The sequence below is a fragment of the Bacillota bacterium genome, from assembly GCA_013178415.1.
Lineage (GTDB): Bacteria > Bacillota > SHA-98 > Ch115 > Ch115 > Ch115.
The window spans coordinates 239,833-254,222 of record JABLXA010000002.1; the positions used below are offsets into that span (position 1 = coordinate 239,833).

Consider the following 14,390-nt stretch of genomic DNA (forward strand, 5'->3'; position numbering starts at 1 on the left):
TTACCTGCCAGCCGCCAGCCTTCCGAAAAGCTTACCTGCGGCATCCACAGCGCGCGCAACTGCCCGGGAGGAGATGGTGGCCCCAGTCAACGCATCAATGTCTCCTCCATCCTTTTTGAGCTTGATGGATGAATGGACATCCTTTCCCAGGAAACGCTTCCTAAATCCCTCAGTAGTCACATTCGCCCCAAGCCCAGGGGTCTCTTGCTGCGAGAGGATGACTACGCCAGATATCTTTCCGTCATTTGTTATTCCAACAATCCCCTCTATATCTCCGCTGTACCCAGGCGAAGAGAACTTGATGGCAGCGCCTACCCGCTGGTCACTTGTGGAATATCCTTCATAAAATCCCTTTATCAAGCTGAATTGTGGCTGCGCCAGCAGGTCTGAGATAGCGCCAGTCTCATCTTTGAAGGTTGCGGCGTCAGGCAAAGCAGACGCCAGCGCCCTTTCCTCTTCAATGACCTTCTGGGCCTCAATGCGACTGTGGGTCACCTCATTTACGTAAGCCAGGATGCCAGCGGCCACGATGCAGATAAGTCCCAATACCAGGCCATACCTTATGACATCACGCACTATGCTTCACCTCCCCGAATCTCCGCGGCCGGGTGAACCGGTCGATGAGAGCGGTGGCTGCATCCATGATGAGAATAGAATAACATACGCCTTCCGGATATCCTCCATAGAGCCTGATGAGCACGGTCAAAACCCCGCATCCGATGCCGAAGATCGCCTGTCCCAAGGGGGTGACAGGGGTGCTCACATAATCGGTAGCCATGAAGAATGCCCCGAGAAGAAGCCCGCCAGCAAGGATATGGAAGACAGGGTCCTGCCCAAAGAGGATGGACAAGATGGCCACTGTCAATATATAGAACCCAGGAATCCTCCAGGTGATGTGCCCTCTTAGGAGGAGGAATGCTGCTCCTAGCAAAATAGCTACAGCCGATGTCTCACCTATGCTCCCTGCGACGGATCCAAAAAATAGCGGCAAATAAGGTGTCTTTACCCCAGAGAGCTTCATGGCAGCAAGTGGAGTCGCGCTGGTGAGCACGTCAAAATCCTGGCCGAACCACGGGGCCTCTGTAATTGGCCATCGCCATGTCGTCATGGCCACTGGCCAGGAGGCGAGCAGTACAGCTCTGCCGATGAGAGCTGGATTGAACGGATTATGACCTAGTCCGCCAAATACCTGTTTCCCCAAACCGATTGCCACGATTGCCCCCACTGCCACTATCCAAAGAGGAAGGTCCGGCGGCAGCGTCAACGCCAGCAGCAGCCCGGTCACTGCTGCACTGAAATCCCCAACGGTGACAGGCCGGTGAGTGAGTTTCTCAATTATCGCCTCTGATATGACTGCGGTGGCCACCCCTGTCACTATGACCGCCAGCGCATGGGTGCCAAAAAAGTATACCCCGGCAAAAGATGCCGGCAGTAGTGCAAATATGACATCCCGCATAATAACAGCAGTAGAGATGGGAGATCGGATGTGAGGAGAGGAAGATACTATGAATTGATTTACCGACATGCAAGATTCCCCATTTCTATTTCTTCCTGCGCCGGGCAACTATCTCAGCCTTTGCAAGCCTGATGGATTGCACAAGATGACGCCTTGAGGGGCACACAAAACTGCATGTCCCGCATTCGATGCAATCCAAGGCCCCGTAGGCTGCCGCATCATCAAATCTCCCGGCGTCTGCATATTGGCTTATGAATAATGGAAGAAGACGCATTGGACAATTCTCCACGCATTTACCACATCTCACGCATGGACCTGGTTCCTCAAGAGAGGTCTCATCGGCATCCAGGAAGAGGATACCAGAGACGCCCTTGGTGACGGGGATATCCAGGGTAAACTGGGCAATACCCATCATAGGGCCGCCAACGATGACCTTGGCAGGCTCCCTGACAAACCCTCCACATTCATTGACCAGATCAGAGACCTTGGTCCCTATTTTAACCAATAGATTGGAAGGCTCTTTGAGAGGGCGCCCAGTTACAGTAACCACCCGCTCTATGAGAGGCATACCTGTCTTCAATGTATTGGCCACAGCGACAGCGGTCCCTACATTGCTGACCACAGCGCCGACATCCACGGGCAAACCACCCGAGGGAACCTCTCGGCCTAACAGGACCTTGATGAGCTGTTTCTCGGCCCCCTGTGGATATTTGGCCATGAGGGGCACCACCTGTATCCCCTTCGCTTTGCTGACCGCCTTTTCCATGGCCGCTATAGCTTCTGGTTTGCTATCTTCGATGGCTATAAACGCTTGCTTTACTCCGGTGGCTTTCATCAAGATGCGAGCCCCAAGCACTGCATCCTCCGGCCGCTCCATCATGATTCTCTGGTCTGCGGTGAGATAGGGCTCACATTCGCTTCCGTTGATGATAAGCGTATCAAATTTCTTGCCTGGCGGAGGGGTAAGCTTGAAATAAGTTGGAAAAGCCGCTCCCCCCAGCCCGACGATACCAGCCTCTCTGATCAGATTTATCAGATCCTGCCGCGTGAGGTTTTCCAGGCTGCCATATGGCCTTACCGTATCCGCTACCTCCTGCAGGCCATCGGATTCAATAGTGATGGCCGGCCGCTCTACTCCTCCGCTCATCAAATATGGGCCGATCTTGACTACTTTCCCTGATACCGGAGAATGAACTGGGGCCGTGAGAGCAGCCTGGCTATCCCCGATCTTCTGGCCTACCTTGACCTGGTCTCCCACTCTGACAAGAGGCTCGCAGGGGGCTCCAGTATGCTGATGCAGTGAGACCACTACCGTGGATGGAAGTCTAGTGCTTTTGATAGGTCTGGATTCTGTCGATTCTTTGAAATGCGGAACATGAACGCCGCCTTTGAATGTTCTGGATCTCACGATTATCTCCCCTCTGAAGTTTCAATGAGCTCACCTTGCCCCGGGAAAAAGAGCCGAACCTCCCGCTCATAGCTTTCCCTTGAATCTGAAGCATGGACCACATTGCGAGGCAGAGATCCGCCAAAGTCACCACGTATAGTGCCAGGCAGAGCCTCCCTAGGGTCAGTGGATCCGATCAAATTCCTCGCGACTCTGATCGCATCCTCCCGTTCCAGAACTGCCACCACACTTGGGCCCTCAGTGATCGCATCAAGGAGTCCCGGGAAGAAGGGCTTGCCCTTCAAATGACTATAATGTTCCTCAGCAAGGGTTCTGTCAATGGTCCTTACTTCTAACCTGAGGAGTTTAAACCCACGTCTTTCAAATCTTTCAAGCACTGCTCCAACAAGGCCTCTTGCCACACCATCAGGTTTGACGATTATAAAAGTTCTCTCCATCTACCATAGCCTCCTCGAAAATCGGGGCCCGCCACGTATGCGCAATCACATACAGGGGAACGGACCCGCCCATCATCGACCAATATTCCCTATCCTAAAACAACCCTGTGATCCTTCCGCTATCATCGATATCTACCCGCTCAGCAGCAGGATGTTCAGGCAGCCCTGGCATGGTCATCATGTTCCCACAGAGAACCACGATGAAACCAGCCCCGGCCGATATCCTGACTTCCCTGACAGTCAATGTCCATCCGGTCGGCGCGCCCCGCAGGGAAGGTTCATCAGAAAAAGAAAGCTGGGTTTTGGCCATACACACCGGCAGATCTGTAAACCCTTGCTGTGATAGGACCTTGATGGCCTTCTCCGCCTCTGGTGTATATGCGACATTTTGCGCTCCATAGATCCTGCGCGCCACCGTCTCGATCTTATCCTTTATGGGGGCCCCCAGGTCATAAAGAAAATTGAAATTCGGCTTCTCTTCTTCAATGGCGGCCAGTACTTCCCTGGCCAGGTCCAGGCCCCCCTCCCCACCGCGCGCTACAACCTCAGAGATAGCCGCCCTGACCCCAAGTTTGTCGCAGTGATCTAGAATGTACTGCAGCTCACCTTCATCGTCCGAAGGGAACCTGTTGACAGCCACGACGCACGGCATTCCGAATTCTCCTCGTAGATTCGCGAGATGCCGATCAAGATTGGACATGCCGCGCTCGAGAGCCTCCATGTTCTTCGCAGCCAATTTCGATCTGGCCACTCCTCCATGATGGTGGAGGGCGCGAACAGAAACGACGACCACTGCGCAACTGGGCCTTATATTAGTCAAACGTAGCACGATGTCGAAGAATTTCTCCGCACCCAGGTCTGCGGCAAATCCACCCTCGGTCACCACATAATCTGCGAGCTTCAGCGCCATCTCGGTGGCCAGGATGCTGTTGTTGCCATGGGCTATATTGGCAAACGGTCCGCCGTGAATGAATGCAGGCTGGCCCTCAAGAGTCTGGACTAGATTGGGTTTTATGGCATCCTTGAGGATGACGGCCATGGCTCCCGCCGCGCCCAGGTCCCCTGCTGTCACTGGCTCACCATCAAACGTATATGCGACAATGATGCGGCTTAATCTGGACTTGAGCTCTGTTATGGACCGGGAAAGGCAAAGAATCGCCATGACCTCAGAAGCCGCAGTGATATCGAACCCGCTCTCGTGCGGGAACCCGTTGGCTTTGCCGCCCAGACCCACCACAATATGACGCAGCTCCCGATCGTTTATATCTGTAACGCGCCTGATGGTTATCTTGAGCGGGTCGATCCTCAGTGAATTACCATGCACGATATGGTTGTCAACCATCGCCGCCAGGAGATTGTGAGCCGCACCAACAGCATGTATATCACCGGTAAAATGGAGATTTATATCCTCCATGGGAACCACTTGAGAATAACCGCCGCCCGCGGCTCCACCCTTGACCCCGAAGGTCGGGCCCAGTGATGGTTCACGGAGGGCGACTGCCGCGCGCTTGCCCAATTTCCCGAGGGCCTGCGTGAGCCCAATCGCTGTACAAGTCTTCCCTTCGCCCGCAGGAGTAGCGGTAATGGCCGTTGTGTAAATGAGTTTGCCAGAAGGTTTTTCCTTGAGACGCTCCAGGATGCCGAGTCCTACCTTGGCCTTATGCCTTCCATATAGCTCTATATCCTCGTGAGATAATCCCAGATCTTGCGCTATGTCTAAAATGGGCCTCAATTTCGCAGAATGGGCAATCTCAATATCAGACAACACCCAAACCAGCCCCCCGGGAATTCATCACTGTTCCTTACTCCCACGTAGATACCGGTCTATGCCTCTGGCAGCCACCTTGCCTGCCCCCATGGCAGCAATCACCGTCGCCGAACCGGTTACGATGTCACCACCCGCAAAGATACCTGAAATATTGGTCATTCCGGTTTCTGGATCCACCTCGATGTTTCCGTGGCGCCCGACCTTGAGCCCAGGGATGAGCTTGGGCAGGAGGGGGTTGGGATCAGTCCCTATTGCAGATATCATGGTATCTATCTCCATCACGAATTCAGACCCTGGGACAGGCACCGGCCGCCTACGGCCGCTCTCATCCGGCTCTCCTAATTCCATTTTGATACATTCAAGCCCGCTTACCCACTTTTTCTCATTTCCTATGACTCGGATGGGATTAGTCAGAAGGGCGAATTTCACGCCTTCTTCTTCAGCATTTATGATCTCCTCATGCCTTGCGGGCATCTCCTTTCGAGAGCGCCTATAGACGATGGTGACCTCTTCGGCCCCCAGCCTGAGCGCTGTCCTGGCCGAATCCATAGCCACATTCCCCGCCCCCACCACTGCCACTCTCCTCCCCACTTTGATTGGGGTTGCATACTCGGGGAAGAGGTAGGCTTTCATAAGGTTTGAGCGGGTGAGGAATTCGTTGGCTGAATATACTCCGCTCAGATTTTCGCCGGGAATGCCAAGGAAATGAGGGAGTCCGGCGCCGACGCCGATGAAAATCGCCTTATATCCCATCTTGAACAGATCATCTATAGAATAAATCTGGCCTATGAGCGCATTTAACCGGATCTCTACCCCAAGGCTCTTCACATAAGAGATCTCCTCATCGAGAATAGCCTTGGGCAGCCTGAACTCCGGTATCCCGTACCTTAAGACGCCTCCAGGGGCATGAAGAGATTCGAAGAGGGTAACCCTGTAACCCAGCTTTGCAAGGTCGGCTGCGCAGGTAAGGCCCGCAGGTCCCGATCCCACCACTGCCACCATCTCACCATTCGGTAGATCCGGCGGGTCTCCACTCACCGTATGATCTCGGTCGTCATGGGCACGCTCATAATCAGCAACGAAACGTTCAAGGGCGCCAATGGCCACAGGTTCTCCTCTCTTGCCGAGAGTGCACTGGATCTCGCATTGGGTCTCCTGAGGGCAAACCCGGCCGCAGATCGCGGGGAGGCTATTCTTTTCTTTTATCTTCTGCGCGGCTTCCAGGTATTTCCCCTTGGTGACTAATTCAATAAAATCAGGTATATCTACTCCCACGGGGCAACCAGAGACACAAGGCCTCTTGGGGCATTTGATACACCTCGCCGCCTCCTGCCTGGCCAATTCCTCCGGATACCCCAATGCAACTTCAGAAAAGTTGCGTATACGTTCTTGCGGATCTTGTTTTGGCATTGGATTGCGGACTAACCTCGATGGCATCTACATTCCTCCTGTCCAGAAGAAGGCTCCAGGAAAGATTGCATTGCAGTTTTCTCTTGTTCAAGAAATCGACTCTGCCGGGCGATGAGCTCGTCGAAGTCCACCTGGTGACCGTCAAAGGCCGGTCCATCTACACATGCAAATTTAGTCTGACCTCCAACTGTCACCCGGCAGCCACCGCACATACCGGTCCCGTCCACCATGATGGGATTCAAGCTCACGATCGTCTTCACCCCAAACGGCCTGGTCACCATTGCGGCGGCTTTCATCATGACCAGTGGCCCCACCGCTATTACTTCATCCACTTTAGTGCTCTGTTCGAGGATCTCTTTCAGGATGTCTGTCACAAAACCATGGTGGCCGAAACTTCCATCATCTGTGCTGTAACGAACCTCGTGACTCACCTTTTCCATCCTATCACGCATGATGATGAGATCCCGGCTCTGAGCCCCAATAAGGGATATGACGTGGCTTCCGACTTCAAAGTGACGCTTTGCCTTCGGATATATGGGCGCGACTCCCAAACCTCCGGCCACAAACACGACGCAATCAACCTTTTCGATGTGCAGGGGAATTCCCAGCGGCCCCATGATATCCATGATGTAATCCCCCTGCTTCATGAGCCCCATCTGGACGGTCGTCCTGCCTACCTCCTGCACCACCAATTCGATCGTGCCCGCGTCTGTATCGTGGTCAGCAATGGTAAGAGGGATGCGTTCGCCCTTCTTATCTAACCTTACGATGACGAAATGTCCTGGCTGGGCTTTTCTTGCTATCTCTGGAGCTTCGATCTGAAATGACTTGATCCGAGGAGCAAGGACTTCCTTGCTTAGAATCCTGTACATCGACATGTATCCCCCCTGTGGCCACCATTCGTATCTTCCTACATTTACCCCCCATTGTCAAGGAGTGCACCAACCCATACAAGGCTGACGCACTCCTCTCGACAAATTATGGAATTCAGACATAATCAGACATAATGCGGAACTACACTCTGGCTGCAATCTGAGTCTTGGACAGCTTCGGATATTTACCCCTGGAGGTATAGGTAGTGTGTAATAGATGATGCGACATCTCCCCCAGAGGTTCCCCAAGGAATTCTCTGTAGATTTCCTTTATGGCGGGATTCTCATGGGACTTCCTGTAGGGGAGGCTCCTATCCGCTAGATACAGGGCCTCTCCTCTCCTGGCGCGAATATCCATACGGGTGGGTATGGGCTGCCCGCCGCCGCCAACACACCCCCCAGGGCAGCACATGATCTCGATGAAATGATATGGAGCGTCACCATTTCTCAACAATTCCAATATCTTCTTAGCATTTCCAAGGCCGTGGGCGACAGCCACCTTGACCTCGAAACCATCTAGGTCTACAGAGGCCTCCTTTATGCCCTCGAGACCACGGACCGCATGAAATTCGACCTCACCCAGCTCTTTGCCAGTAGCGACCTCATAAACGGTTCTCAAGGCAGCTTCCATAACACCGCCCGTTGCCCCAAAGATAGCACCCGCTCCGGTGGATATGCCCATGGGATCATCGTGTTCTTCTTCTGGAAGCTCCTCAAATCGAATTCCTGCCTCCCTGAACATCCTGCCGAGCTCCCTGCTAGTGAGGACCACATCTACGTCCTTGTACCCGGACGAGCGCATCTCAGGCCTATCAGCCTCATATTTCTTGGCAGTACAGGGCATAAGTGATACCGAGAAGATCTTGGATGGATCGATCCCTGCCCTCCTGGCATAATACGTCTTCACCAGAGCCCCGAACATTTGCTGCGGTGATTTGCATGTTGAGATGTGGGGAAGCAGGTCCGGGTAGAAGTGTTCCCCAAATTTGATCCAGCCCGGGCTGCAGGAAGTTATCATGGGGAGGACGCCCCCTCCCTTGAGGCGTCTCAGGAGTTCGTTGCCTTCCTCGATTATGGTGAGGTCCGCCGTGAAATCTGTGTCCATTACCCTGTCGAATCCAAGTCGTCGCAAGGCGCTGACCAGCTTTCCAGTCACGATCGTCCCCACCGGAAGGCCCATTTCTTCGCCAATACTCACTCGGATAGCCGGCGCAGTCTGCACTACCACGTGCATGTCGGGGTCATTGAGGGCCCGAAACACCTTCTCAGTGTCATCACGTTCGGAGATCGCGCCCACAGGACAGGCATGGATACATTGGCCGCATAGCGCGCATGCCACTTCATCTAATTCGGATTCATACGCGGGGACAACCAGGGTATCAACTCCACGATTTACGGGATATAGAACCCCTGCCGCCTGGACATCATGGCACATGGATACACAGCGGCGGCACAATATGCATTTGTTAGGATCCCGGACGATCGCAGGGGTTGATTCGTCCTTTGGCAGGCTGCGGAGCTTCCTTTCAAACCTTACCTCGCGGATCTGCAATCTCTCAGCCAACTCCTGGAGCTCGCACACCTGATTTCGTATACATTGCAGGCAATCCTGTGGATGACGGGCTAATAAGAGCTCGAGGGTCACCCGCCTGGCTTGCCTTACCAATGGCGTGTTGGTGCGGACCGACATTCCTTCTGAGACAGGATATGCGCATGACGGCTGGAGGAGCTTTTGCCCGTCGATCTCAACGACACAAATTCTGCAAACAGCGCGTGCCTCCAGGTCGGGATGGTGGCACAGGGTTGGGATCTCGATGCCAATGGTCTTGGCTGCGTCAAGGATGGTCGTCCCCTCAGGGACGGTGACCTTCTGTCCGTCTATAGTCAAATTGACCACTTGCGTCACTCCCTTTTGCTGTGGATTCTCAATACCCGGGAGCCCGGGGCCGCTAGACCGAATGTGTTCCTATCAAACATGCCTTCTTGTTGGTGATATGGTCGCGAATCTCATCGCCATAATGTCTCAACATGGTGATGATAGAAAGGGGCGCCGCCTGGCCGAGGCCGCAAAGGCTTGTGACCTGCATAACCTGACAGATCTCATGTATAAGATCCAGATCTTGAAGTCTGCCTTTTCCTTCGGCGATCTTTGTCACGATGTCGTAGAGCCTGTCTACGCCCTCACGGCAGGGCGCACATTTTCCACATGATTCATGCTTGAAGAATTTCATGAAGCAGCAGGCTATGTCAATGATGGGATGGCTGTCATCGATTATGAGAAGCGCCCCGGACCCTAAGGCGGATCCAGCCTTCGCCAAAGAAACATAATCCATTGGGGTATCCAGGAGAGCTTCAGGCAGGCATCCACCTGATGTTCCGCCTGTCTGGGCCATTTTGAATTGCCTGCCTCTGGGTATTCCCCCGCCGACTTCGTAGATTATCTGCCTCAATGTGATGCCCATCGGGACTTCGATGAGCCCCTTGTTATTGATATCTCCTGTCAATGTGAATACCTTGGTGCCCGGACATTCGGCAGTGCCGATGCTGCGAAACCATTCAGGGCCGAAAAGGATGATCGGAGGAACATTGGCCAGAGTCTCCACATTGTTGACCACCGTGGGTTTGCCCCATAGGCCCACAACGCCAGGATAGGGAGGTTTGATCCTTGGTTCTCCCCTGTCGCCTTCCATCGATTCGATCAGAGCCGTTTCCTCACCACATACATATGCCCCGGCGCCGATCCGCACTTCCACATCAAATCTGAAACCAGATCCAAATAGATTTTCGCCCAAAAGCCCGTATTTTCTCGCCTGCTCAACGGCATTTCGCAGCCTCTGGATAGAGAGCGCGTATTCTCCTCTTATGTAAATGAAACCTTTGTCCGCCCCTACTGCATACCCTGCTATTGCCATGCCTTCCAAGATGCTATGGGGATCACCTTCCAGTATGAGACGATCTTTGAATGTGCCCGGTTCGCCCTCATCTGCATTGCAGACTATATACTTTTGACCTTTTCCGGCACGAGCGGTAAATCCCCACTTCACACCTGTCGGAAAGCCAGCCCCACCCCTTCCCAGAAGGCCTGACTTTTTAACAACCTCTAGGACGCCATCAGGAGTCATCTGTGTGACGCACTGGGCAAGGGCCCTATAACCGTCCCTCGCAATATACTCCTCGATTGAATCAGGATCGATCACACCACAGTTTCTAAGGACCACACGTTTCTGTAGCTCTACATGGGGAGGCTCCTTCAAGGAGCTGACGCCCTTCGATGGCGCCTCATGAGTCATGATCCGGTTCTCAACAGGTCGTCCCTTGAAAAGGTGCTCTTCCACTATGAGAGGGACATCCGCCACTTTGACTTGCCCATAGGTTATGCCCTCAGGATAGACCACGATGATGGGTCCCATATCGCAGGGACCGAGGCAACCAGTCTCCACTACACGAATCTCATCCTGCAGGCCGAATCGTTCTATCTCCGCAATGAGGGCATCTCTGACAGCCTTGCACCCCCCCAAGACGCACGGCGTGCCTCCACAAACCAGGACATGCGAACGATAAAACTTCAACTTCTGCACCTCCTTTTGTTCATGCCGTTCTTGACTCTACTCAGGCAACCAGCCTGCTGGTTTTCATTGTGCAGTCATAATATCCGATCTGGCACCGGCGATTACCGATACTCACTTAGAACATGAAGAACTCTCTCGGGGGTGAGGTTACCGTAGACAACATCGTCAATCATGATGGCAGGGGCTACCCCGCAGGTTCCAAGGCAACTGGTGAACTTCAGAGAAAACTTCCCGTCAGATGTCGTCTCACCAATTTTTATTCCTAGCTCTGTCTCGAGCGTCCTCAGGATATCCATAGCGCCCAGGACATGGCATGGGGCGCTTTCACAAACCCAGATGATGTGTTCACCCTCAGGCTTGACTCGGAACATGGTATAGAAGGTGGCCACTCCATAGACCTTGCTGAGAGGGATGCCCAGGATCTCCGCTATTGCGGCGGCGGCGGATTCCGAAATGTAGCCATATTCTCTTTGGACATCATAAAGAGCGGGAATGAGGGCATCAGGCGCGCCCCGGTATCTTTCCAGAGCCATGAAGATATGTTCATCATCTCTTCCCTGATCATGCAGGGGAAACTCCCGTTTGGACCCTTGCATCACAGACTCCTCCTTTGCACGTGATTGCATAGAACCGGCCGGCAGAAGGCTCTCTCAGGCGTATCCGGGATAGATCAATGATTAGTCGTCTCATGGGAAGATTAAGACAAAGGAATAAGACCGCTGATCTATGGGGTAGAAATCACCCACTCACCGATGATACGCCCGTTTACCACATGGTTTGCTATGATCTGGCGAGCCCTTTCCCCTGTTACACGACCATATGTAACCTTGGGTTGACCAACCCTGATGATATCTATTATTGGTTCCTGTTCGCACAGCCCGATGCAGCCGGTTTGGGTCACGACTACGTCCTGGAGATTCCTCTTGGCCAGTTCATCCAGGATCGCGGCAAGAGTCTCGCGGGCACCTGCGGCTATCCCACATGTCCCCATTCCGACTACGATCTTTACTGTCTCTTTCCCCTCCCTTAATCTAGTCATTGCTTGTGCTTCTTTTTTGATACGTTCTAACTCCTCTAGCGACTTCACTTCAGAGCACCTCCCGCTTTCTCCAATCCCCACGATTTACGCCTGAGACGCCGTATACTGCCTGGTGCGAGATTTCAGATCAATAGCTTGCCATCCAAAACCATCCAAGCCCTAGAATTCGTTCCTTTTGTTACGAACTTCGGCAAAAAACCGCACGTGGCACGCCTGAAGAAATAATATCACGATATATCGCCAGTTTCAAGGATTTCTCGCAAGTTTTGGGGATCCGTCATGCTCCCGAATTTGCGTTAATGATCTCAACCACTCTAGGCTTGGTCCCTCTCCGGGAAATGGCTTTATCATATAGATGCACTATGCCATATGATCCGACAAGGAACACAACTCCCAAGACCGCAGATAAAGTCTGTGAATTTGCTTCAAGACCTGCGAAAGGGGCGATGGCGTCTCCCACGAAGAAACCGACAAACATGAAGATGAGAGGCACCATATATGCAATGAAGGCAGCAGCTAGAACATTCCTTCCTTCCATCTCCACCGTCACTATATCGCCAACAGATGCCCGCGCTGCATTGTATGCCTCGATGGAGCTTGCCCCCCTTCTTCCAACCTCACAAAGCTGACATCTCCCGCAAGCCGTCCTGCGTTCTATCTCAACCAGCGCGATATTTCCATCAACCTTGACAACCCTACCCATTTCCTGCATCTTGATGTTCCTCCTGATACATGTGAGCAATCCCCTCTTCTATCATTTCCCTTACAGCGCACAGAACTCTCGGGTTCGACACAGGCACATTCTCAAGTAGCCTGACAAGCGCATCTGAATCGAAGATGAACTTCCGGTATTCATCGCCTGCACATCCCGACCTGCCAGGCGACGCCACAAGTATATGCTCGTATCTTACCCTTAGTCCGGGGTTGCACGCCAATAGCGCCACAATGGTGGAAGCCATGTCACCAAGTGGCGCCCTATCAATGTGACTGAGCCTGAAGGTAGCGACGACAACTGTGCCAGCCCCCAACCCGGACGAGATATCTAGGCGCCCATCCGAAGCCTCACACGCTGCAGCAAGAAGGGACAAGCCCAATCCTACTTTGCGGGTCTGTCGCGTGGTTACAAAAGGATTCTTGACCTTCACAAGGAGATCTGGAGGCATGCCCCGGCCATTGTCTTTGATGGTTATCGTCAACCTGTCTGATATGCGGTCTTCATGGACGGTCACCTCGATGTATGTCGCCCCTGCCTCCAGCGAATTTTGGGCGATGTCCAGCACATGCAAGGACAGCTCACGCAAGAGAATGTCCCCTCTCTCTGATGAGAGCCTCTTTTAAGCCCTCAAGAGAACGCTCCCTGATCTCAAGAGTCGTGAAACCGCGGCCGATGTCGACCAGCCTGTGAGCATCTGACGATATAACGATGGGGAACCGCGCTATCTCCGGAAATTTCTGAGTGGCCTCTTTTACAGACGTTCGGGGGGATACCTCGACGGCAAAGACTCGCGCCTCCGGGGGAATGAAACCGAGAGTCCTTATCACACTGAATGCTGGCCTGTCAATGTGGGACGGGATGGCGATTCCCCCATATTCCGAAATGACGTCACAGACCCCCTCAAACGAAAGGCCGGTGGAAGCCAGGAGCAATCGGTCGCACTTTCCAACAATGGTATCATGGTCGTCCAACAGCAGCTGCTGTCCGAAGAATTCCTCGCAATTGCGGTCAGGGGGGAGAGCTGAATATATGACATTCTGAAAAGCCAGGACATCCCACAAATCATGAAAAAGACCCAAGATATGCACTTCCTCGATCGTTTGGACCTCCATGCCAGGAATCACCCATAGTCCCCTCGCCACGCCTGCAGCCATCACAGCTGATACATTTTCAGCGGAATTATGATCTGTTATGGCTATACAGCCCAATCTCCTGCTTATGGCGGCCTCGACGATCCTGGCCGGCGTCATCTCATCCTCTGCGCAAGGTGACAGCGCTGTATGGATGTGGAGATCTGCAGTAATAGGAGAATATCCCGCACTCATCGTTTCCCCGGCCGCTAGCTTCTCTGGCCGCCCCTTATCCCAAGCTGATAGAGCCTCCCCACCACCTCAAATGTGGAAAGATCAGAGAGAAGAACGGGAATGCCCTCAGATTCCGCTCTCTTTATAGTATCACTTGCGGGTTTGATTCCTTCTGTTATCACCACGCATGCGGCATCTATCACGAGAGCCACAGCCACAACATTCTGATGAGCCTGGCTCGTGACCCAGATGGTGCCCTCAAGAGCATGAGCCATCACATCGCTCAAGAGATCCGACGCGTAGCCCCATTTGATTTCCCGCCCCAACCCCGACCTACCAGCTGCCACTTCAAGGTCGAGGGCCTTGATCACCTCATTTACTGTCACAACCACTCCCCCGTTCAGAAACGCAA

General features: G+C 53.3%; 15 protein-coding genes. All 15 read right to left on the minus strand.

Annotated features, from left to right (window positions below):
- Positions 1 to 576: an RnfABCDGE type electron transport complex subunit G gene (locus HPY52_02490; protein ID NPV79135.1), complete on the minus strand. Its 576-nt coding sequence runs from the start codon at positions 574 to 576 to the stop codon at positions 1 to 3.
- A complete protein-coding gene (locus tag HPY52_02495; GenBank protein NPV79136.1) occupies positions 569 to 1,525 on the minus strand; it encodes an RnfABCDGE type electron transport complex subunit D in 957 nt (318 codons plus the stop codon). The genes HPY52_02490 and HPY52_02495 overlap by 8 nt, the downstream gene beginning before the upstream one ends.
- A gap of 16 nt (positions 1,526 to 1,541) precedes the next feature.
- Entirely contained in the window at positions 1,542 to 2,870 is a 1,329-nt protein-coding gene (gene rsxC, locus HPY52_02500) for an electron transport complex subunit RsxC (protein ID NPV79137.1), read from the minus strand.
- On the minus strand, positions 2,867 to 3,301 hold the full coding sequence (ndk, locus tag HPY52_02505; protein NPV79138.1) for a nucleoside-diphosphate kinase: 435 nt from the start codon (positions 3,299 to 3,301) through the stop codon (positions 2,867 to 2,869). Before ndk ends, rsxC begins: the two co-directional genes overlap by 4 nt.
- A 94-nt stretch (positions 3,302 to 3,395) precedes the next feature.
- On the minus strand, positions 3,396 to 5,069 hold the full coding sequence (locus HPY52_02510) for a formate--tetrahydrofolate ligase (protein NPV79139.1): 1,674 nt from the start codon (positions 5,067 to 5,069) through the stop codon (positions 3,396 to 3,398).
- A 24-nt stretch (positions 5,070 to 5,093) separates the two neighbouring features.
- Positions 5,094 to 6,506, minus strand: coding sequence for an NADPH-dependent glutamate synthase (gene gltA / locus HPY52_02515; GenBank protein ID NPV79140.1), 1,413 nt, complete (start codon positions 6,504 to 6,506; stop codon positions 5,094 to 5,096).
- Positions 6,491 to 7,351, minus strand: a complete 861-nt coding sequence (locus HPY52_02520) for a sulfide/dihydroorotate dehydrogenase-like FAD/NAD-binding protein (GenBank protein ID NPV79141.1) — start codon at positions 7,349 to 7,351, stop codon at positions 6,491 to 6,493. Before HPY52_02520 ends, gltA begins: the two co-directional genes overlap by 16 nt.
- Positions 7,352 to 7,493: 142 nt before the next feature.
- Complete coding sequence (locus tag HPY52_02525) at positions 7,494 to 9,248, minus strand: 4Fe-4S binding protein (protein NPV79142.1); 1,755 nt, start codon at positions 9,246 to 9,248, stop codon at positions 7,494 to 7,496.
- Positions 9,249 to 9,300: 52 nt separating this feature from the next.
- Positions 9,301 to 10,920, minus strand: a complete 1,620-nt coding sequence (nuoF, locus tag HPY52_02530; GenBank protein NPV79143.1) for an NADH-quinone oxidoreductase subunit NuoF — start codon at positions 10,918 to 10,920, stop codon at positions 9,301 to 9,303.
- A 101-nt stretch (positions 10,921 to 11,021) separates the two neighbouring features.
- Positions 11,022 to 11,516 (minus strand): NADH-quinone oxidoreductase subunit NuoE, encoded by a 495-nt coding sequence (gene nuoE, locus HPY52_02535; protein ID NPV79144.1) that lies wholly within the window; start codon positions 11,514 to 11,516, stop codon positions 11,022 to 11,024.
- Between the two features lie 128 nt (positions 11,517 to 11,644).
- Positions 11,645 to 11,959: a (2Fe-2S) ferredoxin domain-containing protein gene (locus HPY52_02540; protein NPV79145.1), complete on the minus strand. Its 315-nt coding sequence runs from the start codon at positions 11,957 to 11,959 to the stop codon at positions 11,645 to 11,647.
- A 277-nt stretch (positions 11,960 to 12,236) separates the two neighbouring features.
- Positions 12,237 to 12,671, minus strand: coding sequence for a SoxR reducing system RseC family protein (locus HPY52_02545; GenBank protein NPV79146.1), 435 nt, complete (start codon positions 12,669 to 12,671; stop codon positions 12,237 to 12,239).
- Positions 12,655 to 13,260: a sensor histidine kinase gene (locus HPY52_02550; protein ID NPV79147.1), complete on the minus strand. Its 606-nt coding sequence runs from the start codon at positions 13,258 to 13,260 to the stop codon at positions 12,655 to 12,657. Before HPY52_02550 ends, HPY52_02545 begins: the two co-directional genes overlap by 17 nt.
- A complete protein-coding gene (locus HPY52_02555) occupies positions 13,253 to 13,999 on the minus strand; it encodes a PHP domain-containing protein (GenBank protein ID NPV79148.1) in 747 nt (248 codons plus the stop codon). The genes HPY52_02550 and HPY52_02555 overlap by 8 nt, the downstream gene beginning before the upstream one ends.
- A 14-nt stretch (positions 14,000 to 14,013) precedes the next feature.
- Positions 14,014 to 14,364, minus strand: a complete 351-nt coding sequence (locus tag HPY52_02560) for a serine kinase (protein NPV79149.1) — start codon at positions 14,362 to 14,364, stop codon at positions 14,014 to 14,016.
- Positions 14,365 to 14,390: the final 26 nt, after the last annotated feature.

Coding starts and splice junctions, on each gene's coding strand:
- HPY52_02520 (NPV79141.1), bottom strand. CDS start 7,351: ATGTACAGGATTCTAAGCAAGGAAGTCCTTGCTCCTCGGATCAAGTCA.
- HPY52_02540 (NPV79145.1), bottom strand. CDS start 11,959: ATGACTAGATTAAGGGAGGGGAAAGAGACAGTAAAGATCGTAGTCGGA.
- HPY52_02555 (NPV79148.1), bottom strand. CDS start 13,999: ATGAGTGCGGGATATTCTCCTATTACTGCAGATCTCCACATCCATACA.
- nuoE (NPV79144.1), bottom strand. CDS start 11,516: ATGCAAGGGTCCAAACGGGAGTTTCCCCTGCATGATCAGGGAAGAGAT.
- HPY52_02545 (NPV79146.1), bottom strand. CDS start 12,671: ATGCAGGAAATGGGTAGGGTTGTCAAGGTTGATGGAAATATCGCGCTG.
- gltA (NPV79140.1), bottom strand. CDS start 6,506: ATGCCATCGAGGTTAGTCCGCAATCCAATGCCAAAACAAGATCCGCAA.
- ndk (NPV79138.1), bottom strand. CDS start 3,301: ATGGAGAGAACTTTTATAATCGTCAAACCTGATGGTGTGGCAAGAGGC.
- HPY52_02495 (NPV79136.1), bottom strand. CDS start 1,525: ATGTCGGTAAATCAATTCATAGTATCTTCCTCTCCTCACATCCGATCT.